Raw genomic sequence first — 22,957 nt, forward strand, 5'->3', positions numbered from 1 at the left:
ACTTTTGGCTGAGGTCAATGATATGAAACTGAATGTTAAGAACTGCGGCTGCCGCTTCTATGGCTTCAGCGTTAGAGGAGAATTGGTGATAGTCAAACAGTTTCATTAAAATGCCAATCACCTCATACCCTGCTGCCTTTAATAGCAGGGCAGCAACCGCGGAGTCAACGCCACCGGAAAGTCCAACAACAACCCGCATAAGGGATCATTCGCGGTCAATGAGGTTTCTCAGGGTCTGCCAGAGCCGCTCGTGCGCCTTTTGCGGAACATCCCAGCCGCACTCAATCTGGCAGTAGTGAACCGTCCTTTGTAAACTACGCACTAAATGGGCGCAATGGCTGCAGGTCTGGATGTGGAGAAGGAAGCGCTCTCTGAGTTCCCCTGTCACCTCGCCATCAACATAGAGCACCGCCCATTCCTCAAGTTCGGCGCAGTCACAGGTGGCTTTTTTAATAGTACCTTTTTTCTTCATAAATTTCCTTTCACAGGTAGTTTGCCAAATGCTGCCTTAAAGCCAAGCGAGCCCGATGCAGTCGTGATTTCACTGCCGGTACAGAAAGTTTCAGGATTTTACTCACCTCTTCATTGCTCAACCCCTCAAGGTCACGGAGGACAACAACCGCCCGGTACTCTTCTGGCAGCTTTTTCACCGCCTGGTCCAGTCTTTCCCTCAGCCGCTTCTGGGCAAATGCCTCCTCAGGAGTCTGGGCGGTATCAGGCAGGTCAAATTTTAGATTGTCGCTATCAGCAATGGGCGCGTCAAGGGATATCACCTCCGCCTTTTTGCGCCGGCGCAGACGGGTAAGGCTGACATTGGTGGCAATACGGTAAAGCCAGGTATAGAAACTGGATTTGAATGCGAACTTGGGGATAAAACGATAGGCGCGCAGGAATGTGTCCTGAAGCGCCTCGGTTGCATCCTCTTCATTGCCTAAAAGGCGATAGGCAATGTTATAAACCTTGCGCTCATAGCGCCGCACCAGTTCCTCAAACGCCTCCATATTGCCATTCTGGACCCGGCGCACCAGCTCCTCATCAGGAACCGGGAGACCTGGAACCGCTACCTGTAAACCTTTTGCCTCGGGCACCTAATAAAGATATTATCCTGTGTGAGATTTGTCAACCATTGGTCATTTTTCCACCGGGGGAACAACCCTCTGCCCCCGCCATCTTCCTGGTGAGTTGTCAAAGACCTGAACGATATGATAGATTACCCCGATTGACTCGCGGGGGGATTCACCGTGAAAGTAGTCGTGAACAAGATTGATATATTCCACCACCTGTTTTTCATATTCAGTCAGGTTCGGGTCATCAGGGTGAAGCATCTGGGCAATACAGCGCAACTCATAGGACTTGGGCAAATCAAGGAAGACAACCGCAACACCCGGGTCGGTCATCTGGTTCAAGAATGTATGGGTCTCAAAATCGGGCTGGGAGTAAAGCTCAAGCGAGGTCTGTTTAGTTAGGTCAAAGATCTCGGCACCATTTTGGTAAAGGCTTTCAAGAACGCTGAGTTTTTTATCAATGGAGTCGTTGATGGTTCGCTTCAATAATGCAATCATTTCCGGCAGTTTCTCCTCTTTCGGCAACCAGCCCATACCCTTGACCGCATTGTTGATGGAAAAATAGCTGTCCTTTCTTCTCCTGCCGTGGCTCGCAACAATCCCGTTGTGTGGTCCGGCAATCTCTGGCATTTCCCGGCTCTCGGATTTTATCATCTGGCGGATTTTATCAAGTTGTGTTAGCCGCCGCTCAAAGTTCCATTTGAGAAACTCCTTTGGCAACTCAACAACTTTAAACTCCTGCCACTTGCCTTCAACCTTTGCCCTAATAATTCCCTCTTTTATTCTTGACACATCAATGTTATTCTGATGAAACCAGCCCTGATAGGTGCCCTTTTTACCGGTAGAGTCATTTGGGTCAGGGATGAATTTCACATCCTGCCAAAAACCACTCGTTTTATTTTCTGATGGAATTCTGGGCATATCCTCTTTAGCCATGCTTATCAGTACCAAACAGGCAAAAAATATCAATACCCTCTTTTTCATCTTTTTCTCCTTTTGTTTTAAATCTCCGGACAATTACCGGCAGGTCCTTCCCTGCTTTCCCTTTAGCGCGGTCAACTACCTTGACAAGAAGAAATCCAAGAACAACTCCAGCACCGGCAAGGATTGCTGCCCAAAGGTCGTTTACCAAAAGCGCACCAACAATCACACCTAAAATCATCAGCAGTGCGGGCAGACCAAAGACCAAAAGCGCGGAGTGAGTGGCTGGTCTAATCCTGCGGGAAAGAACCACCATTTCACCGACACTCGCACCAATCGGGTTAAGGGCAAGGACTGTTTTCTCCCTTTTGCCGGTCCAGTTGCAGAAGCTGGCGGCACCGCAATGGGCACAACCGCCTTCAGGGGCAACCTGGACTTCGGCGCGCTCGCCCATAACGCCAACAACCTTACCGGTCTCCTCGGCAAACTGCTCAGCGCTCACTTTTTCTTTTTCTTACCGGTCTGGGAAAGCTGGACAATAAAACCGATGGCACCAAGTGCAAGCCAGAGAATAACCATCACCGGCATATGAACCCCTTCCCCCAGACGAATTCTCACTTTGCCAAGAAAACTGAAGATGGCGGCAACGGTGAACCAGGAGCCGACAAAGGCGGTAAGGAGCGCAATAACCGGGCGTTTGATTAAAAGGGCGAGGATGCCGCCAACCACCGCACCAATCAGCAGAAAAAGCAGATGATTCCAACCCGAGCCGCTTGAAAGTATGGCGGTAAGTAATGCACCGGCAGCCGCACCCAAAAGAAAGATGCTCGCCTTGAACAGAAAAACCGCGAGGAGCGCGGCGATAATGCCCAAGACGATAACAGCGACGATAACAAGCCAGTTTGCCGCGCCTGTCTTGAGCGCGATAAATCCACCCAGATATGCTCCCAAAACAAAACCGGCAACAATCAGGGTGAACTTCAAAAGCCGGTAACCGAAAAAGGTTATCACCAGACCAAGCGCAAGGGCGATAATTCTTGGAAGCCAGTTAATTGTCAACTGATAATTATAGTTTGTCTGTTCTGATAGTCAAAATCGTGTTAAAATCCAGGCACTTTTTGATATTGTATTTTGGTGTTAAGAGCTCGGTTTTGAGCGTTTCTTGCGCAGGGTTGTCCTGATATATGCCGAGATGCCCGATGAGACTAAAAACAAAAGCCCAATGCCAATCACAATTCCGCCCCATTTGAACCAGGAGTGCCATTTGAGGAGTTCCCAGAATCTGTCGGTGATGAGAATAAGGGCACCGGTAAGCGCGGTGATGAAAATAAAGGGGGCGAGGATAATCCCGATGATGATGTGGATGCGGCGGACAAGCATAAAATCCTACCCTTCCTTTTGCGGCTCGTAGCGGTTAAGGAACATAACCTGATTCAGCGGCAACCTTTGCGGGCGGAACTTTTCCCATTCAACCTGTTTTTCAGAAAGCACCGGGCTGATGGTCTCTGAATGTTTGCCGATTAAAATCAGGGTGATGACCGTGAATTCTTCAGGGATGTTTAGAACTTCACGCACCCTTTTCGGGCTGTATCCCGCAATCGGATGGGCAACCAGACCAATTTCGGTGGCACGCAGGATAAGGAATGCGACCTGAATCCCTGTATCAAACAGGTAGTATTCCCGCTCTTTGATTAAACAGTCAAGCTCCTTTTTTGTAAATACCGCAATCACCATTGATGCATCATAGCACCATTCGTTTCCTTTGCTGAATGCCGGTTTGAGTTGCTCGAGAACCTCCCGGTCATAGACAAAGACAAACCTCGCTGGCTGATTGTTAAAACAGGTGGGCGCAAGCTGGGCATGATAGGCAAGGTCGCGGATAAGTTCTTCTGTTATTGTAACCGGTGCCAAAGAACGGTATGCCCGACGCTTCTGGATAATTTCACTTACACTCATCAATTGGATTTTACCCCTCTTTTATTTTACGGTCAAGAAAATTTGACAAAGACCTATTTATCGTTATAATAAATTTGGCTGCCTCCTGAATAATCGTTACCCTTATTCGGGCAAAATGATGTTTGGGAGGCGTCAGAAGTAATAAGATGCAGGAGGTAGTAATGACCTGTAGTAAAGTGATAACCTTCGGCGTGGTTGTCCTGCTCGTGACGGGCATTTGGGCATTTGCTGACAGAAACGAACCCGGCAATGTCAGACCTGATGAAACCCCGGCATTCCAGCCAACCGGCTCGTCTGAAGCCGCTGTTCCGCGGAAGGTGGTAACCGGAACTGATGCTCGTCCGGAATTGCAGCCGGTTCCTTCAGAACCCACAAAAGGAGAACCACCGCAAATCTTAGGAAGTAACTATGAAGGTTCGCCTCACGAGCCCTATGAGCCCAAGCCCTTATGGGGTCCGGATGTATTAATCTGGCCTGACGATATCAAAAGTCCCACGCCTCCCGGTTCTGAGCGGATGATTGCCTATGACCAGACCCGTGAGGGGATTCTCTTTGCCGCATTTGTTGTTCCTAATGGTGACACCATCAGGATTTACCGCTCAACCGATGGCGGTAACAACTGGAGTTACTTTAATGGTGTTCAGCATCCGGGCTATGTGCTCAGTTCACCAGAACTGGTGGTTGCTGAGGGCGACTCCAGTTTTGTCTTTCTCTTCCTCAGAACCTCGGCAGGCAATGGCGATGTTTATTGCGTTCGGTACGGGTTGACCTCAGGCGCCTGGGTATTTCCCATCAAGGTTGATGCGGATACGATTGTCAATGTCTCGGCGTGCCGGGATAACGGCAACCCGTATTACCTTTATGTTACCTATGAGTATCACTACGGTTATATGGGTGTGCGGCTTTACCGTTCAACCGATTATGGCAAGACCTGGACCGCACCGGTTAGTTTTGTTGATGACACTCGGGTACCACCCAAGCCGGATGTGGCGGTCGGTTATAATAACCGGGTTTATGTGGCCTATCTTGACAAGCGGCTGGCTTCAGGGGACTCGGCAGCATTTCGGGTGAAGCGCAGCACCGATAGGGGAAACAACTGGGAGCAGTCAAGGCAGGTGGGAACGCCCAGGGTCCGGATTTTTGATGGCGTGATTGGCGCTCGCCATACTGACCAGACCATCTGGCTCGTCCATGTCCGTGATATGGAACCCTGGAATGGCAAGGGTCTGGGTGTGTTCTACTATTACACCACAAATGATGATACCATCTGGCATTATGGCGGTGATGATGGCATCGGGCACCTTGACACCGATAACGATGAGCAGATGCCGAGCATTGCCACCCACTGGGCAACTGGCTCACCAACGGTTTGCTATGCGATTGTGCCTTCGGAATCGCTGATGTTCACCTGGTGTCCGGGTGATACCAACTGGACAATGCCAATCAAGGTGAACGACTACCGGCATACCGGCAACTTTCCACCGCAGGCGGGCTGGAAAAATGTCGGGATAGGCAGTTCCTACTCAACGGTGCTTTACTGCGGTGTTGGACCGGACAGTTTGTGGTTCGATGACTGGAGTATGACTGGGGTTGAGGAAAAGCCGGTCGCGGTGAAGCATTTAACAGGTTCGGTTTATCCCAATCCGGCATCAAGGTTTGCGGTCATCGGTTACACATTACCCAAGAGCGCCTGTTCAGAACTGGTCATTTTTGATGTTACCGGTCGGCAGGTTGAGGTCCTTGCGCAGGGAAATCTGAATGCCGGTGAATATAATGCGGTCTGGAACTGCGAAAATGTTCCTGCGGGTGTGTATCTTTACCGGTTGAGCGCGGGTAATAGCAACCATAACGGTCGGATTGTGGTTACCCACTGAGAGAGGCTCGCTTTTTCAGGGGCAGGGCGCGTCTCTGCCCCTTTTTGTTAAACAACCCTCTATTTACCACTTGGTGCGGTTATCTGCTTGGGTAGTACCGATTTTGGCTAACATTCGCATTTTAGTAACTTAGCAGGGACCCAGCACCACCCGGAGGACGACCCCGGGGGTGCTACTGGTCCTGGTTTTGGCATTTGTCTTCAGGTGATGATTGGCAGATGGGTTAAAGACCGGGTTTAGGTCTACATACGGTGGAAACCCGTTATTTTCTTGACATTAAGGGTTAGGGGTATTTAATATAACCTACTGAAAACATAAAGGAGGTGGCATGATGGTTTTTATTGTTTTTGCGCTCATTACCGGGCTGGTTATTCCACCCGGTGCCAGTTTCACCATCTCCCGCACCGATGAAGCGGGCTTAAGCCTTAGGGAAATTCTTGGAGGTCTTGACCTGACCGATACCGTGATTGAACTGGGCGGGGTTTGGGGAATTACCGTTAGTATGGGTAATGTTGACACCGACCCTGAGCCGGAAATCGGGTTGCGGGTTGCCAAGCAGGCGGGCTCAAGTTATATCTCCAGGCTGGTGATGCTTGATGACGATTTGCGCGAACTCTGGACGCGGGAGATTGGTGATATCGGCAATGTTGAGGTTGCCGGTTTTACGCTTGCTGACCTTGACGGCGATGGCAGCGATGAGGTGGTTTTCCCCCTGACCGATGTCTATTTCAACTCCGAGCCGCGCTACAAGGCACGGGTTTATGCGCTTGATGGCAAGACCGGCGAGGATTTGCCCGGCTGGCCCTATATTCTGCCCGGCTGGCCTGAGGACCCTTATCTGCGACCTTATTCCGAGGTGGTTGTTGCCGACATTGACAATAACGGCAGTTTGGAGGTGCTCTGCGAGGTGACGGACAACACCTCAATCCGCAAGTGTGGCAGCGCCCTTTACTGCTTCAGCGCGAACGGTGACTCCTTGTGGAAATGCTGGTTCTATCAGGATACGATTTACCGGCACGGTCAATGGGTCAAGCCCGCGGTTGCTGACCTTGACGCAGATGGCAGGCTGGAGATTGTCTGCCATGAGGCGAAGTTTGGCAATGAGAACCCCTGGCCTTTGCTTGAGCGGCGGCTCTTCATTGTCAACAGTGATGGCACGATTCGGCGCTCGGTTCAAACCGAAGGTCCGGGCAGTTCCTTTGTCCCGGATTATGCCGCGCCTACGGTTGCCGACCTGGATCAGGATGGCAACTGGGAGATAATTGTTCTGCGCCGCCAGGGGTTCCTTGATGTGTTTGACACCGCGCTCAACCGGCTGACGGGATTTCCCGTCAATTTGACAACGGACGCCGGTTATCTCAATCCCGCGCTGACACGTTGCTTTTCCACACCGGCAGCAGCCGACATCGACCTTGATGGCGACCTTGAGATTATTGTGGGCAGTTTCGGTCAGGTGGGAACCGGTGCCGACTGGGGCGGACACATCCACTGCTTTCACCACGACGGCACAAGGGTAAACGGCTTTCCTTACCAGACCCGTAACGGTGTCTGGTATTCACCCGGAATCGGTGATGTTGATACGACTGTAACCGGGCTGGAGATACTTACCTCTGGCTGCGATTCCGCTTTTTACATCGTCACCAGTTCGGGTGAGAGTTTGCCCGGCTGGCCCAAACGGCATTTTCCCACCTACTGGTTGCCGGACCAGGGCAGCCATGCCTTTATTGAAGGCAGGATTCCGATGTCAAAGACACCGCAGTTGGGCGACATCGACCAGGATGGGCTCTTAGAGATAATGATGACCGGCTCTGACGGCAGGTTTTACTTCTGGAACACCGGGGCACTTGTAGATTTAGCCCGAATGCCTGTGCCCACCTATCACATTGACCAAAAGCGAACCGGCTGGTACCGCAAGACGCCAATCGGGGTGGAGGAGAGTCCGGTTCTGCGATTGGGAGGCTCTGCTACTGCTATAGTCAGGAGTTTCCTATTGCTACCGGAAATGGAAAAAGGGATACTGCTTGACATTTCCGGTCGCAAGGTGCTCGACCTTAAATCTGGTGAAAATGACCTCCGCTCTCTTGCCCCCGGGGTATATTTTGTCGCATCTTCAAGCGACGATGTCACAAGGGTCAGCAAAGTGCTGATTGTCCGGTAAGGGCTTCAGGGAGAAGGAAGGATGAGGTTCGTTCTTCGGTCCTTACCTCTGAGCCTTTACTGCGGAATAATCGCCTTTGGCTTTTCCATAACGCCGGCGCAGATTCAGACCCGGACGGTCCTTTTACCTGACAGCCTTGCCGGTGTTGTCAATGCCCAGTGGGTCCTTTACGAACCCCAAAACGACAAAATCTTTATTGCCGGCAATCTGGGCAAATGTCTGCTGGTAATGAGTGGTGAAACGCTAGAAAGAATTAAAAGATTACCGATGCCCGCCGGTATCAGGACGATGGCGCTGGATTCGGTGCGCAGGCGGGTCTATGTGCCGATTTTTGATTCCAGCCTGGTGGTGATTGTTGACGCCGAACAAGACAGCATTCTCCGCCGTTTGCCGACCGCGTGGGCACCATCAGCCATTGCCTTCAGTGCCCGCACCAATCGGATGTATGTTTCCTGTCTTTTTTCTGACAGTCTGGTGGTGATCGATGCCGAAAGTATGGCTGTTCATCGTTATATCCGGCTCATCAGAGGTTTGAGTTCAATAGCGGTCAATACTCAAGCGGGTAAGGTTTATCTTGCCAGTGTTTCCCATGACTCGGTCTGGGTTATTGACGACAGCACCGGTGCGGTCCTTAAGGTGGTGCCGGTGGCAGATGCCCCCTGTTATCTGGAGGCAGCGCCGGAACTGAACATGGCCTTCTGCGCCTGCCGTAACGCTGATGAGGTGTGCGTGATTGATGGCGATAATGACTCTGTTATTGCCCGGATTGTAACTGGCGATGTGCCTCAGAATATGCTCTTTAATCCGGACAATCAATGTCTTTATGTTGCAAACTGGCAGGACACCTCGGTTTCAGTGATTGATGCGGTAACTAACAGCCTAATTACAGACATCCCGGTTGGCATCAATCCGATTACGCTCGCTCTTGCCCCTGCTGAGAGTTCGGTTTACTGCACCAACCGGACCTCAAACACTGTCAGTGTGATTGACTGCCGGACAAATCAAGTGAAGGCAACGGTGCCGGTTGGAACTACTCCTCTGGCAATGACCTTTATATCCCGGCATAACCGGATTGCATCTATCGGTGAGGTTGATAACCGGCTGGTTGTGCTGGATTGCGCCACAAATGAGATTGCGGCTGAGAGTTTTGTCGGTCTTTCACCCTTTCACCTCTCACGAATAGCAGCAGCGGGCAAACTTTTCTGTGCCTGTCCGCAGAGCGATGTGGTTGCGGTTTTGGATGATGAAACTGGCGATGCGCGGCTCATCAGGGTCAGAGGCGGACCCTGGCGGGTTCTCCCGGTAAATGGAGAGAAGGTTTACACCAACCTCAGAAACGGTAACGGCGTCGGCGTGATTGATGTCAATACCGATTCCTTGGTCAAGACCATTGCAGTTGGTGTTGACCCGGCATTTCTCTGTTTACTCACCTCCCATAACAAGGTTTATTGTGCCAATGCCGGCAGCAGGAGCGTGAGTGTCATTGACCCCGAACGGGACTCGGTTATCGCCACGGTTGGGGTTGGGTATAATCCAGAACCGATGGCAGCGTTGAACAACTTAGGCAAGGTGTATGTTGTCAATCGGGGTGAAAGTCCGGGCACGGTGAGTGTGATTGATGGCAGCACCAATTCGGTAATCGGGGAGATTACGGTCGGGCAACGACCGAGGGATATCGTTGCGGCAACGAGATATAACAAGGTTTATGTGGTAAATGACCTTTCCAATGATGTGACGGTGATTAACGCCCTGAATGACACGGTGATTGCCACTGTGCCGGTCGGGCTTTTCCCCTGGGCGATTTGCTACAACGATAAGGATGGCAAGGTTTATGTCGCCAACCTGATGCAGGGAACGGTTTCAGTGATTGACTGCGAGACCAATCAGAAGGTTCGTGACATCACCGTTGGTGGTGGACCACAGGTACTGTTATGGACAAGTTATCCGAGCAGTTTGGTTTTCTGCGTCAACGGGAGTGTTCAGACCGTTTCCGTTATTGATGGCAAAACCGATTCGGTTATTGCCACGCTGCCGGTAGGTGAGTATCCCTGCGCGCTGGAACAGGCAGATGATTTGGTCTGGGTGGCAAACCGCAACAGTTCATCGCTGACTGCGATTTTCAATCTGCCGGTTTTCCTTGCTGAACAAAGGGGCTTTTCTCTGTCAGGTTTTAACCCAACCTTTTTGCGGGCATTGCCCTTAGTAAAGGATGGGGAAATATTTGATGCTCAAGGCAGGAAGGTGCAGCCGGAAACAAAGGGAGGCATCGGCGTTTTCTTTATCAGGAAAAGGCAGGAAAAGGGATGGGGAAGAGAAAAGGTTATCGTTGTGCATTAATCTTTCTCATCTTTGCAGTTAACGGGGTTGTTTGGGCGCAATGGGAGCCTGACCGGCGCCTGACCAGTAATTCTGGCACCTCCCTCACATCCCGCAACAGCCAGTGGTGTATCGGTGCAAACGGTTCAGGGATGGTTCACATTGTGTTCTATGACGACCGCTCGGGCAACAATGAAATCTATTATCTGCGCTCAACCGATAACGGTTTGAACTGGGGTGCAGAGATGCGCCTGACCGATGACACCGCCAGGTCGTGGACACCATCAATCGCGGTTACCGATTCGGTTGTCCATCTGGTCTGGTTTGATACGAGGGACGGTCCTAATGGCGAGATTTATTATCTGCGCTCAACCGATAACGGGCTTTCCTGGTCTGATGAAGTACGGATGTCCTTTGATACCGCCAGGTCCGAGTTTCCCTGCGTTGCGGCAGAAGGTGAAGATGTGATTTTGGTCTGGCGCGATAACCGCGACAGCCGGTTTTCCTATGAGATTTATTATCGGCGTTCAGGTGATGGCGGTGTGACCTGGTCTGATGAGAGCCGGTTGACAAACGCTGCCGGTATCAAGTGGAACCCTTCGGTGGCAATTAGTGGCAACCTTGTTCATCTGGTCTGGGCGGACAATCGTGATGGCAACTGGAATGTGTATTACAAGCGCTCAACCGATCACGGGGTTTCCTGGGAGGCTGATTTGCGCCTCACCGAAAATGTCTTTGCCCAAGAGTGGCCGTGCGTGGCGGCAAGGGATTCGGTGGTGGTTGTTGCCTACAGTGATAATGAGGATGTTGACGGAGAGTTGTTTTGTGTCCGCTCCTATGATGGGGGTGAAACCTGGCAGGAGCCGGTGAGAATCAGTTGTGGCTCTGCCCAGCCCGGAATCTGGTCGCCCAACATTGCCATTTCCGGAGAAAGGGTGCATGCGGTCTGGTATGATATGAGGGATGGCAACGCCGAGATTTATTATGCCTTTTCAACCGATTCGGGTCAGACCTGGGAGGAGAGGCGCCTGACCGAGGACAGTTCCAGGTCAAACTACCCTTCGGTTGCGCTTGGCGGCACCCTGGTGCATGTTGTCTGGACAGATTTCCGCGACGGTCCGACCGGCGAGATTTATTACAAACGCAACCCAAGCGGAAATGTGGGAATAAAGGAGCAAGGGGATGAACGGTTGAGGGGCACAGGGGGTAAGCCAGTCCTTTTCACTCAGAGGGAGAAAGTTGAAATTTTTGATGCCAGCGGACAGCGGGTTAAAGGAGAACCAGCCTGTGGTGGTGTTTATTTTCTCAAAGGGAAAACGGGTTTTCAAAAGAGGGTGTTTATCCGTTAAAATCGGTAATAGGTGCCTAACTCCTATTCAGGTTTCGAGTCGCCGATTCACCCCGGGGGTCACCCCTCCCCTCACCCGTGGATTTGTCTAAGTTACTAATTTATCAACAATAACAGATTTTCTTGATTAGTTTAATTAAGATAGAAATTTCTTGACAAATTAAATTTCTATAATAATATTGATTTGAAACAACTAAGGAGGTAACCTATGCGGTTTGCCAAGGTCTGCAGGGCCGTTTTTTTTATTTTTGTGCCGGTGGCGCTTTCAAGCGCATCACCGGTTAGGGTCAGGCTGCATCAGCCACCACCAGGGCAGTACGCTTTGGAGCATCTGTGGTGGGTTGACCTTGACAATCAGACCCAAGACACCTACACCTGTTACCTTCACGGTGAGATTTGGGAGGCAAGGCGGGGGCTGGTATTCAAGGGAAATTCAAGGGAGTTTCAGTTGCCACCGGGCAGGCAACGGCGCCAGGGTAGAAAGGATGTTGACCCGCTTTGGGATATCTGGTATGCGCCGGGCTTTGAAGAGTTTGCTTTAAGGACCGGCGGGCTGCCCGAAGGGAATTATCGGTTCATTGTCTTGTTGCAGCCAGATTTGGGCGGTGATACGGTTGAGTTTGATGTCAGCCGTCCTGGTCCGCCAAGGTTGTTATCCCCGCGTGATGGTGCACGACTGAGAGAAGGTGAAAAGAGACCGATGTTCTCCTGGACACCGCCACAGCCACCGGTGCCGGGTGTGAGGTATGTGGTGCGGGTTGTGGAAATCTTGCCCGGTCAGACCAAGGAGGAGGCGATGCGCGCCAATCAATCGTGGTTTGAGAAGCGGGGCGAGGCTCGTGTCAGTTTGCGATATCCGCTTTCCGCGCGCAACCTTGAGAAAGCCAGGCGCTATGCCTGGCAGGTCCGGGCGATTGACCGTAATGGCAATGTGCTTGGTGAGAGCGAAATCTGGGCTTTTTCCTTTGAAGAGACTCGTCCCCCGCCGGTCCGAATTCTGCCGGTGAACATCGGTCGACAAGTAACTCGGACCGACAACTATTATACGGTGGTGCTCACGATTGAAAATAACTCAGGAGATACCTTACGCGACCTCACCGTTTTTGACCGCAGCGGTGCTTTGCAGTGCATTGATGATGCAACGGTGATGCATGGCACGAGCGGTGCTTCTTACCGTTCCACCTTTTGCCGGACTCAGGCAGATTCAACTGGAGCGCATACCGCAGTGATGTTCGGCTGGGAAGGATTGGCACCACATGGAAGGATGATTGTGCGGTATCATGTGGTGCCGGTGCTTCTACCCCATTCCCTTGAGCGTTTAATCACACCAACCGTTGGCGACTCCACCGCCATTTCCTACCGTATTGGTGAAGACTGGACTCTGAGATGTTTCCGAATCCCGTTTTTACCCGCTGATTTCGCTGATGCACTGCGCGCTGCCGACTACTTAATTATTACCTCGCCGGAAAAACTGTTTCACGCCAATCCAGGTGATATGATGGAGGATGTTTACAAATTGCTCGCAACAATGGCGAGACTGGCAAAGGAGAAGTCTGGGGTTCTGGGCTATATTTCCGCGTCCTGGAGATGCGATGATGTCAAGGGTTATTTTAAAGACCGTGTAAGCTTTTGGGGGAGGAGACTTAACCCGAACTGGCTAAGGAGCGGCTACCTTTTAATTGTGGGGCAGGATGACATTGTACCCCCGTGGTCCTATCCAGTAAGAGGGTTTGGCAATGTCCCCTTGTCAGATTATCCCTATGCCGATCTTTCCGGTGATAAACAATGCGAGTTGCGGGTAGGCAGAATTATTGGTTTGAACGCGAGAGAACTTACCATCCCCATTCAAACCAGCCTTGATGTCTGGCAGGGTCGGGCGCGCTATGATGGTAGCCGTGGTCTGATGGTCAGCGCGGCTGAAGGACCTTTTGAACCTTTTGTAGTGTATTCTGCGGAACTATCTGATTCACTTCGTCTAAAAGTCCCGGATGTGTTCTGTATATTTGGTGAACAGTTCATAACCAGAATGAGCATGTTGCGGGAGGCGCTTTGGATTGACTGCGCCGGTGACCTTTTCAAACTGTCACGCTGGATGCTGAGGGAGTGGGTATGGAATGGTCACTCTTTAGGCACCATTGACCGGCTATCAGAAGTTGAATCGATGACCCAGCAAGCGGTGAAGGATTCGGCAATTGCGTTGGCACACCGACTGGTTTCCCCTCCGCTCCGTCCGCCCGCTGATACTACTGCTATTGCCTGGGTTGGAAAGGCGCTGGAATGGGATGTTCTACCTTGGGAGAATAATGTTCCCAATCGTGAGGCGTATCTGAATGCCCTTGCTGGATGGCTTTTGCGACAGCGCGGCATAACACCTCCTGCCGACAGTTTAACCCGGGCGCTGAGAGAGGGGGAGGAGATTCAGTATGCCCGGCGTGGTGAGCGTCTTCTGCCACTCTACAACTACTTTGATACACCAGAAGCAGCCGCTGGCGAACGGAGTAGTTATATTCGGCGGATGGCTCCTGACCGGGACATAATCGGCTATTGCGGGCATGGTGGTGCTGGAAGCTGGGCTTGGACACTTGACGACTGGGCAACCAGTGCCTGTCCAGCAGAGCCGCTCAGTTTTGGCAGCCACCGACCAGTTGTGCTCGGCTACACCTGCAGTAGCGGCGACTACACCGAGAGCGGAGACCATGGTCCTGTAAGCATCGCCCGCTGTTTTATGCGCAATGGTGCCGGCATATATGTCGGTGCCACGAGAGTATCATACTGCTGTACCAATAGAACCCTTTATCTTGAGACCTTTCGGCGCTGGTCAACCCAGGAGTATTTTGGCGACGCCTTTGTTGACCTGAAAAATACTGTGTGTCTGCGCGAGCAAAACTGGATCCTGGAAACGGTAATGTATAACCTTTACGGTGACCCGAAATACCGAAGGAGGTAAAAAATGCGTTTGATAATCGCCATTTTTTTACTTTTCGCCTGTATATCGGCGACTGAACCACTGGAGTCAATTTCCGTAAAAATTCCGGAGTACACCATAAAACAAATTGGCGGTCTGCACTATGTGGAGATTCCGGGTGGCAAACTCTTGATGCATGATGGTCAGCCCCGTCTGCCATTCTATCCGGTTACAGTCAATTACCCGGCAGGATATTATGTTCAGGACGTTACGCTTGTTGAAAAATCGGGGTCCAAGAAAGAAACAGGGATTCGATTGCCTGAGATTCAGATAGCCGTTGATACTGCCGAGAGCTTTCAACCGCCAAGAGCAGCGGTAACCAAAGGCCGGTATCCGGATAAGGATTTTGACTGGCGCATCTGGGATAGCCCGAAAGGCGGCACCGACCTGGTCCTTTCTGTCTATCCCCTGCAGTTCAATTCGGAACCAGGGGAACTGGTTTTCCATGGTGAGTATCAGTTTCGCGTGAAGTATATCAAAACCGGTATTACCATTGTCGGCGCGAGTGCGGATAAAATCGCCTACGAGACAGGAGAGCGGGTTAAATTCGCGCTTAAATTGAATAACAGCGCTGCACCCAAAGAGATTGTTATCAGACCGATGGTGAATGGTCCGGTTGCTATTGAGATACCTGAACATAGAGCAAGAATTGCAGGCGGTGACACTACACTGGTAATAGAATGGGACACCAAAAGTGCGCCATCAGGCGATTACACTATTCAATTACTCATTACTGATGAAAAGGGTAATAGTGTTGGCAAGTCAGAGACAATGGTCCGGCTGGGAATTCCTACTGGAGGGATGATTGAGTTTATTGCTGAACCGAATATTATCCGCATCGGGCAGGATGTCCGATTAACTCTAAAGTTTCAGAATACCGGTTCAATACCGCTTAGCGGGGAGGCTGTTTTTAGGATATTCAAGAACGGTTCGGTTATCAACGAGTTAACCTCGCCATTTGCTGCTCTCGCCCCTAATTCGACAACGACTTTGACCCAAACCTGGAAGACAGACAAGGCGGAGAAGGGCGTTAACTATTATGTTACTGCGTTTGTCCGCTATGATGGCAATACAACTCCCGCCCAGCAGATTCTTCTGAGCACAAACCAGCAACCGGTGGCAAAATTTCTTATGACACCAGAAGTGCCGATGGTAGGTGAACAGGTTTCCTTTGATGCCTCGGGGTCAACCGATGGTGATGGTAAGATAGTTGATTATAATTGGGAATTTGGTGATGGGGCAATTGCCCAGGGTGTCAAGACAAAGCACAAATATCAACTTCCTGGTGTCTATGAGGTGAAACTCATTGTTACTGACAATGAAGGTGGGAAGACAACGATAACCAGGCAGGTTGAGGTAAAGGAGTAAAAGAAGGAGGTTTTGTGAAATTTTTCAAACTGTCTGTGATACTCATTTTGACCATCTTAGCAATCAGCCTAGGGCGAACCCCGGCGAAAGTAACAGTCCAGCTCCATATTCCACCCCAAGGTCAGTGGCAGATAGAAAATCTGTGGCATGTTGAGTTAAACAATCAGGATGGAAGCACCTACCACAATGTCTGGCTGCATGGCGAGATTCATCATAAGGAGAAAAAGGTCTTGGTGTATCGGGCTAACTCCAACAAGCTCAACCTGCCACCGGGCAAGACTACAAAAAGGCTTCAAGACATCAAGTTGCAGGACCAGTGGTACCGGCAAGGCTATGAGGTCTTCTATCTCCGCTCCGGTACCATCCCCGAAGGTAACTACGAGTATATCGTTACCCTGATGCCGGATTTAGGTGGCGACACTGGGCAGTTTGTAGTCCGCAAGCCGGCTCCGCCAAGACTTCTCGCACCACCCGATGGCGCCCAGTTGTGGGGTATAAATCCCGTGGTGTTTGATTGGACTTCGGTATTTCCGCCACAGGTGATTCCGATACCTCAGCAGAAAGTGAAATATACTTTGCGTATCGTTGAGATTCTCCCTGGACAGACTAAGGAGGAGGCGCTCAGTACCAACCAGCCGTGGTTTGAGCAAACTACCATCAACTTAACCCAGCTCACCTATCCGACATCGGCAAAGAGTTTTGAAGCGAACAAGGAGTATGCCTGGGAGGTAGTTGCCCAAGTCGGCTCCTTGACCCTGACCAGCGAGAAGCGCAGGTTCAAGCGCGCCAATATTCCCCAGAAACCCGCGGAACTCCAGTGCCTGACGGTGGAACGGCGGGTTGAGCGAAAAGCGAATTATTTTAAGGTCTTCATTGATGTCAAGGTTCTTGCCGATGTTGAAGACCTGACATTCCAGGTCTGGAATACCTGGTTTCAGTGCATCCCAACCTCTGTTGCAGAGGGCGCAGACATCAAGGCGACTGACTACTCCGGCACCCGGACCAGGTGGCAGAAAAATGTCGGGAAAAAGAGTAAAGGAGCGAACTTCACACTGGAGTTCCACGCCGTGCCTATTTTGTGGTCGGAGGAGAGCGGCTGGTGGTGGAATGAGCCCTACATTCTCTGTGACTCAGTAGTCATCACCTACAGCCGGAATGGGAAGAACTATGTGCGGCGACCGGACCTCTCCTTCTATCCGCACCACGAGGTGAATGCCGCCCTCGCGTCCGCAGACTTAATCATCGTTACCTGCCCGAAAAAACTCTATTGGGCATACGACGACAATGAGGTGCACGAGCTGCTGAGGTGGTGCGGTCAAGTAGCCTGGAAAATGGCTGGTGTCCTCGGCTACATTGAGGAGACGACTTCTGGGTGGCAACTTAAGAGCATGCTCAACCGTGGCGGTTTTTGGGACAAGCTCTTGTCACCGGCGTTCCGAAGTTATGGCGGTACTTGGTCTGGCGGTTATGTCTTCCTCGTAGGCGAGCACAACATCGTGCCATCTTGGCTTATAACGGGACTGAACGTAAAATGGAGCGGTGATTATGTCACAACCCAAGTCAGGTTCTCCGACTTTCCCTATTCTGACTGCACCGGCGACTGGATTGTTGACCTTAATGTCGGTCGGGCAATCGGAAGTTCGGCAGAAGAACTCAGCCAGTTGGTTGAGAACACCGCGAAGCACCCATTCAATCCGGCTCGTGCGGGACTGGTCAGTGGCTATGACGATGACTCCGATGTACTGGATAATTTCCAGAGCGCGACCAAGGAAGGTGCCAGCACGCTCCGGTGGATGGGGGTTCAGACCCGCGTGGAACACATCGGGGTTTTGCCCCAAGGGGAGAAACTGCCCAAGATGAGCTCACTATGTAATGTAAAGAATATAGTCTCATTCTGCGGTCACGGGAATGTGAACGTATGGGGTGACGTGGTTGCAGCTTGGGACGTTGATTTGCTCCCCAATAGCTACTCAGGATGCTGGTTTATGGCATTCTCGTGCCTGACCGGTAACTACGATGACATTAACGCAATCTCCCGTGCTTTCACAAAAAAGCAGGGTGTGCTCGGCTACATCGGCTCAACCGAGATCTCGGCTGTTGCCATCAACCACCGTCTCCAGTGCTGCTGGTTCTGGTTAATGTGTAATAACCATAGCTGGTCTCCGGGCAAAGCGCTTTTCGAGATGAAGTACTGGTACTGCCCGGATGGGAGCAAGTATGAGAGACTGGCTGCCTATGAGTATAACCTCTATGGCTGTCCGAAATAAGGAGGATTGAGATGATGAACCATAGATTCCGATTCTGGACGGCACCTTTTGTGGTGCTTTGGGTTGCTTTTGCCTTCGGTCAGAAACCACCTACCGAGCTGAAGATATCGCTCCCGAAGTACGAAGTGAGAAGGGTTAGAAACCTGGACTATGTGCAAATCCCGAGAGGTTTGATACTTATTGAAGAGGAGGGACGACCAGAGGTGCCGTACTATGTGCATTCCATTGACTATCCAAAGGGATACCGGGTCCAAGATGTTGTCCTGAAGGAGCGTTCCGGGATGGAAACCGCGACCGGTCTCAGGCTGCCGGTGGTGATACTGGATATGAATGCCAGGGGACCGGTGGAGATGAAACCCGGGTTGTATCCTAACCGGACATTCACCTGGCGGGTCGTTGAGATGCCCGATGGAGGTTCCCGGCTCAAGGTTACACTATACCCCTTTGACTACGACCCACAGACCGCCACAGCTACCTACTACCGCAACTATGTGTTCGCCATCAATCTCGCCACCACATCGCTCAAACTGACCCTGACCACTGACAAGCCCGCTTACGCGCCGGGCGAAACGGCAAGGCTAAGGCTCAAGATTGAAAATGTCGGCGATAAGCAGGATGTCACCATCGGTGTGTCGCTTGTTCACGGTCCAACCGGTGAGATGGTCAAAAAGTTACCGGGAAAGTCACTTACGGTCCCAACCGACACTTCATCGGTAACTCTTGATTTCCCCACTTCCGGCATTCCAAACGGCGACTACTACTTTGATGTTACCATCAGTAGCGCCGATGGCAAGGTGCTGGACAAAGAGCAGACCGGTCTGCGCATCGGGATTCCTGAAGGTAAAATGACCGGTTTTGAGGTTACGCCGCAACATTTTAAGATCGGCGACACGATAAAGTTCTCTCTCGGCTTCCAAAACACCGGCTCAACCATTCTCTCCGGCAAGGCGGTGTGTGATGTCCGGGTCAGGGACTCGGTGGTCGTCAGCAAGACCCGTGACTTCACGGACCTGAATCCGGGCAAATCTCAGCAGTTTACCGAGGTATGGAGCACTGCCGAGGCAAAGGAAAATGTGCTCTATACGGTGGTTGGATATGTAACCTACGAAGCCACGGCAACGCCGGCAGAGAAGGTGGTCATCAGCACTAACGCAGCACCATCCGCTGGCTTCACCTTCTCTCCTGAGACACTGCGAGCGGAGCAGGAGGTCAAGTTTGATGCCAGTGAGTCAAAGGACCCTGATGGTAAGGTGGTCAAGTATCAATGGGAATTCGGCGACGGCGGTAAAGGTGAGGGTGCTAATGTGACTCACCGCTACGCCGAGCCCGGAGAGTTTGCGGTTACACTTACTATTACTGACGACGGCGGGCGTCCAGCCACAGTGACCAAGACCCTGATGGTGAGCGAGTAGCCGGCGGTGCGTAGCACAGCAAGGGAGGTATATGTGAATGGAAGAGATCATAGAAAAGTCGGATTCTGGTTTTTTTTGCTCTGGGCTGGATGGGTGGTAGCGAGACCGGTAGAGTTTTCCGGTTCGGCAACTCTGCAGGGAAATGCGGAGTTTATCAGCGGTGATACATTAAGGAAGCCTTACACAAATCTGACATTCACCCTGAGTCCCACTTTAACGGTGTTTGGCATTCCCATTACCACCGATATATTGCTTTCAACGATGGAGAGCGACCTCAGGCAGGCGTTGAATAAGGTTAGAATCGGGATTGACCCGATAAGTTTAATACGCCAGAAACTGCCAGTGCCTGGTTTTATGCAATATCTGCCCAATATTGATGTCGGCACATTCAGCCCCTCATATTCTCCCTTGACAGTTTCGGGTGTGGCGATTACCGGGTTCGGAATTGAATACCAGCCCTGGAAGGTCTATCTTGCCGGTGCCGGCGGCCGGACGCAAAGGGCGATTGAGGGCTCAGATACGACCGAGCCGACCTATAAGCGCACCCTTTATGCTGGCAAGTTCGGATTGGGCAAAAAGGAGGCGTCGCACCTTTATTTTAGCCTACTTTATGCCCACGACGATTCCAATTCAATTGAGCGGAACTGGCAGATTTATCAGCCCGACACCTCAGAACCGGCAGATACTATTGAAGTCGTAAGACCGCAGGAGAATTATGTCCTTGGTATGGATTTTAGTCTCTCTCTTTTTGAGGATGCTTTCCGCTTGGATGCTGAGGTTGCCGGTGCCGAGTTGACCCGGGATATAAGGATGGATGTTGAGAATTACAAATGGGTGCCAGACTGGGCAGAGCGCATCTTAAAGCCGCGGCTATCTTCGCAGTATGATTTTGCCTTCTCAGCCAGACCGGTCTTAAATATCTTTGAGACAAAGGTCGCAGGTGAGGTGCGAATGGTGGGACCGGGTTTTGTTTCCTTGGGCGCGCCCTCTTTGCGCAATGACAACCTTAGTTATCAGGTTGGGGTTGAGCGCAGTTTTATTGATAACGCGGTTGTCATTTCTGGCTCATTTAACCGTGAGCAGGACAACCTCATTGGTATGAAACTCTCCACCACCACCTTTGCCGCTTATGGGTTTAACCTCGTTTTAAATTTCCCCAATCTACCTTATCTCGGACTCAACTACTCGCCCTGTTTTCAGAGAAGTGGAAGCCTTTCCGATCGCTCCCACAATATCAGCCTGAATGCGGGCTACAGTTTTGAAACCGGTGAGGTCAGCCATTCGCCATCAATTGCGGTCTCATATCAGAAGCACAATGCCACAATGACGGAAAACAACTATTCAACATTTGATTTGAGTTTCGGTCACTCTTTTGGCTTTACATTTCCCTTAAGCCTCACCTTTAATATCGGTTACTCCCACAGCGCTTACAGCGATTCCAGTGTCAATCTGATTGCAACCAGCCTCTCCCCCTCCTATACCCTTTTTAACTCCTGGACGAGCGGACTTTTCTTGAGCGGCTCATTTGAAAAGGCAAACCGCAGGCTCGACGTCGGTCTGAACTCCTCCTTTCCGGTCTGGAGGATTGCCGATGCGACCATCAGTTTGGGGCGGAGTATTTATCGCGGACAGGATGGCGGTTATCAGGAGTGGCGCCTTGCCGGTGGTCTGACAAAGGGGTGGTAGTTGAACTACGGGGGTGGTGGAGAGAACCTAACCTGAAAATGGTTTAATATTCTGGTGCATTTTGCTAACACATTGCCAAATAAAGATTTGCCTGAAAGGAAGAAACAAATCCAGATTTCTTGTGTTAATTCTTGCCCGATTTTGGGGTCTTAATGGCGGGGGTCTTTAAGGAAAAGGGGCGGTTCAACCCCGATAAGGGAGGCTGCACCCGGTTGGGTATTGACCTGAAGTAGAGAACATTTATAATAACCCGATGGCACAGCCAATCTTCACCATTTCCGGTCTGCGCGGAATTGTCGGCGAAAGTCTGTTTTTAGAAACGGTGCGGGAAATGGCAGCCGGTTATGTTAGTTTTTTAGGTCCGGGCAGGTTTGCGATTGGCAGGGACAGCCGACCATCAGGTGCAGAACTGGCAGCTGCGGCGCGAGCGGCTCTTTTAGACAGCGGTTGCGAGGTTGTTGATTTGGGCATCTGCCCGACACCAACGGTTGTCCATTATGTCCGCTCGCAGAAAAATATTCGGGGAGGAATTGTCATCACTGCCAGCCATAACCCGGTCAACTGGAACGGGATGAAGTTTGTCCATCCTGATGGCAGGTTTATCCTGCCGGCTGAGTTTGAGGGGTTCAAGAGGGTGATAGAGGAGTGCAAAATCCAAAAGGCAAAAGGCAAAACTGACAGCGACGGAACGAGCAAGAGATTGTCTTCTCAAGATGGGATTGCCGGACATATCAGGGCAATCAGGGGGCACAGGTTCTTTGCCGATGTTGAGGCAAAGGGTTTACGAATCGGCGTTGATGCGGTGAATGGTGCCGCCTCATTAGCCGCGCCGGAACTTTTGCGCACCTTTGGCTGTGAGGTAATTCCGCTTTTCTGCTCCCCGGAAAAATCAAAGCAGGGGTTTCCGCGCAGACCAGAGCCGACACCAGAAAACTTAAGCGAACTGTGTGAACTGGTCCAGCAGGAGCAACTTGATGCCGGCTTTGCCTTTGACCCGGACGGGGACAGGTTCAGTTGTGTTGACGAAAGAGGTGTTCCCTTGGGTGAGGAGACAAGCCTCTGCCTTGCCTGCCTTTATGTCCTGCCAAAGGCAAATGGTGATGTCGTGGTCAATCTTTCAACCAGTCGTGCGGTTGAGGATGTGTGCGCCCGGTTCGGCTCAAGGGTGATAAGGACAAAGGTGGGTGAGGCTTTTGTGGTGGAAAGGATGATTGAGACCGGCGCGGTCTTGGGTGGCGAAGGTAATGGCGGGGTGATTCTCCCAGAAATCAACCTCACCAGGGACGGTTTAATCGCCGCGGCAATTGTGCTCGCCTTGATGGCAAAGACAAAAACAAACCTTTCGCAAATAGGCGCAGATTTACCCAAATACTTCATCTCCAAGGGTGCATTTGCCGCAAAAGACCTGAACCGAGAAAAATTGATCCCGGCGCTCCGCCCAGAATTGGCTGACTTTACGGTTGACCAGACCGATGGGATAAGAATAGCAGGTGACTCCTGGTGGATTCACATCCGCAAAAGCAACACCGAACCGCTCATCAGGGTTGTTGCCGAGGCAAAAACAAAAGAAATGGCAGAAGGGCTCGTAAACCGCATCAACAATTTTTATCAAGGGAGGTGAA

At 51.3% G+C, this 22,957-nt stretch carries 18 protein-coding genes; 10 read left to right on the top strand and 8 right to left on the bottom strand.

Going from position 1 to position 22,957, the window contains the following annotated elements:
- The 8 genes from ABIK47_04190 to ABIK47_04225 form a co-directional block, all read right to left on the bottom strand.
- On the bottom strand, nt 1–199 hold a 199-nt coding region (locus ABIK47_04190), incomplete at its 3' end, for a 7-cyano-7-deazaguanine synthase (protein ID MEO0019826.1).
- A 6-nt stretch (nt 200–205) separates the two neighbouring features.
- On the bottom strand, nt 206–472 hold the full coding sequence (locus ABIK47_04195) for a zf-HC2 domain-containing protein (GenBank protein ID MEO0019827.1): 267 nt from the start codon (nt 470–472) through the stop codon (nt 206–208).
- A 10-nt stretch (nt 473–482) separates the two neighbouring features.
- Complete coding sequence (locus ABIK47_04200) at nt 483–1,088, bottom strand: sigma-70 family RNA polymerase sigma factor (protein MEO0019828.1); 606 nt, start codon at nt 1,086–1,088, stop codon at nt 483–485.
- A 42-nt stretch (nt 1,089–1,130) separates the two neighbouring features.
- Nucleotides 1,131–2,048: a hypothetical protein gene (locus ABIK47_04205; protein ID MEO0019829.1), complete on the bottom strand. Its 918-nt coding sequence runs from the start codon at nt 2,046–2,048 to the stop codon at nt 1,131–1,133.
- Nucleotides 1,993–2,487 carry a SoxR reducing system RseC family protein gene (locus ABIK47_04210; protein MEO0019830.1) on the bottom strand — a complete coding sequence of 165 codons (495 nt, stop codon included), beginning with the start codon at nt 2,485–2,487 and terminating at the stop codon, nt 1,993–1,995. The genes ABIK47_04205 and ABIK47_04210 overlap by 56 nt, the downstream gene beginning before the upstream one ends.
- Nucleotides 2,484–3,044 carry a DUF4203 domain-containing protein gene (locus tag ABIK47_04215; protein MEO0019831.1) on the bottom strand — a complete coding sequence of 187 codons (561 nt, stop codon included), beginning with the start codon at nt 3,042–3,044 and terminating at the stop codon, nt 2,484–2,486. Before ABIK47_04215 ends, ABIK47_04210 begins: the two co-directional genes overlap by 4 nt.
- A 78-nt stretch (nt 3,045–3,122) precedes the next feature.
- Nucleotides 3,123–3,365 (bottom strand): hypothetical protein, encoded by a 243-nt coding sequence (locus ABIK47_04220; protein MEO0019832.1) that lies wholly within the window; start codon nt 3,363–3,365, stop codon nt 3,123–3,125.
- Nucleotides 3,366–3,371: 6 nt separating this feature from the next.
- Complete coding sequence (locus tag ABIK47_04225) at nt 3,372–3,941, bottom strand: nitroreductase family protein (GenBank protein ID MEO0019833.1); 570 nt, start codon at nt 3,939–3,941, stop codon at nt 3,372–3,374.
- 161 nt (nt 3,942–4,102) lie between these two features.
- On the opposite strand from ABIK47_04225, the gene ABIK47_04230 reads away from it, so the two are divergent.
- The 10 genes from ABIK47_04230 to glmM all read left to right on the top strand — a co-directional run bounded on the left by ABIK47_04230 (nt 4,103) and on the right by glmM (nt 22,956).
- Nucleotides 4,103–5,815 (top strand): T9SS type A sorting domain-containing protein, encoded by a 1,713-nt coding sequence (locus tag ABIK47_04230; protein ID MEO0019834.1) that lies wholly within the window; start codon nt 4,103–4,105, stop codon nt 5,813–5,815.
- A gap of 328 nt (nt 5,816–6,143) precedes the next feature.
- Nucleotides 6,144–7,973: a T9SS type A sorting domain-containing protein gene (locus ABIK47_04235; protein MEO0019835.1), complete on the top strand. Its 1,830-nt coding sequence runs from the start codon at nt 6,144–6,146 to the stop codon at nt 7,971–7,973.
- Nucleotides 7,974–7,994: 21 nt separating this feature from the next.
- Nucleotides 7,995–10,310, top strand: a complete 2,316-nt coding sequence (locus ABIK47_04240; protein ID MEO0019836.1) for a cytochrome D1 domain-containing protein — start codon at nt 7,995–7,997, stop codon at nt 10,308–10,310.
- Entirely contained in the window at nt 10,277–11,638 is a 1,362-nt protein-coding gene (locus tag ABIK47_04245) for a sialidase family protein (GenBank protein MEO0019837.1), read from the top strand. The genes ABIK47_04240 and ABIK47_04245 overlap by 34 nt, the downstream gene beginning before the upstream one ends.
- Before the next feature lie 207 nt (nt 11,639–11,845).
- Nucleotides 11,846–14,584, top strand: coding sequence for a C25 family cysteine peptidase (locus ABIK47_04250; GenBank protein ID MEO0019838.1), 2,739 nt, complete (start codon nt 11,846–11,848; stop codon nt 14,582–14,584).
- A 3-nt stretch (nt 14,585–14,587) separates the two neighbouring features.
- Complete coding sequence (locus ABIK47_04255; GenBank protein ID MEO0019839.1) at nt 14,588–15,970, top strand: PKD domain-containing protein; 1,383 nt, start codon at nt 14,588–14,590, stop codon at nt 15,968–15,970.
- Between the two features lie 14 nt (nt 15,971–15,984).
- On the top strand, nt 15,985–18,237 hold the full coding sequence (locus tag ABIK47_04260) for a C25 family cysteine peptidase (GenBank protein MEO0019840.1): 2,253 nt from the start codon (nt 15,985–15,987) through the stop codon (nt 18,235–18,237).
- An 11-nt stretch (nt 18,238–18,248) separates the two neighbouring features.
- Complete coding sequence (locus tag ABIK47_04265) at nt 18,249–19,649, top strand: PKD domain-containing protein (GenBank protein MEO0019841.1); 1,401 nt, start codon at nt 18,249–18,251, stop codon at nt 19,647–19,649.
- A gap of 33 nt (nt 19,650–19,682) precedes the next feature.
- On the top strand, nt 19,683–21,335 hold the full coding sequence (locus ABIK47_04270; protein MEO0019842.1) for a hypothetical protein: 1,653 nt from the start codon (nt 19,683–19,685) through the stop codon (nt 21,333–21,335).
- A 253-nt stretch (nt 21,336–21,588) separates the two neighbouring features.
- Nucleotides 21,589–22,956, top strand: a complete 1,368-nt coding sequence (glmM, locus tag ABIK47_04275) for a phosphoglucosamine mutase (protein MEO0019843.1) — start codon at nt 21,589–21,591, stop codon at nt 22,954–22,956.
- Nucleotide 22,957: the final 1 nt, after the last annotated feature.

The sequence above is a fragment of the candidate division WOR-3 bacterium genome (assembly GCA_039801245.1).
Taxonomy (GTDB): domain Bacteria; phylum Hydrothermota; class Tepidihabitantia; order Tepidihabitantales; family Tepidihabitantaceae; genus JAOABP01.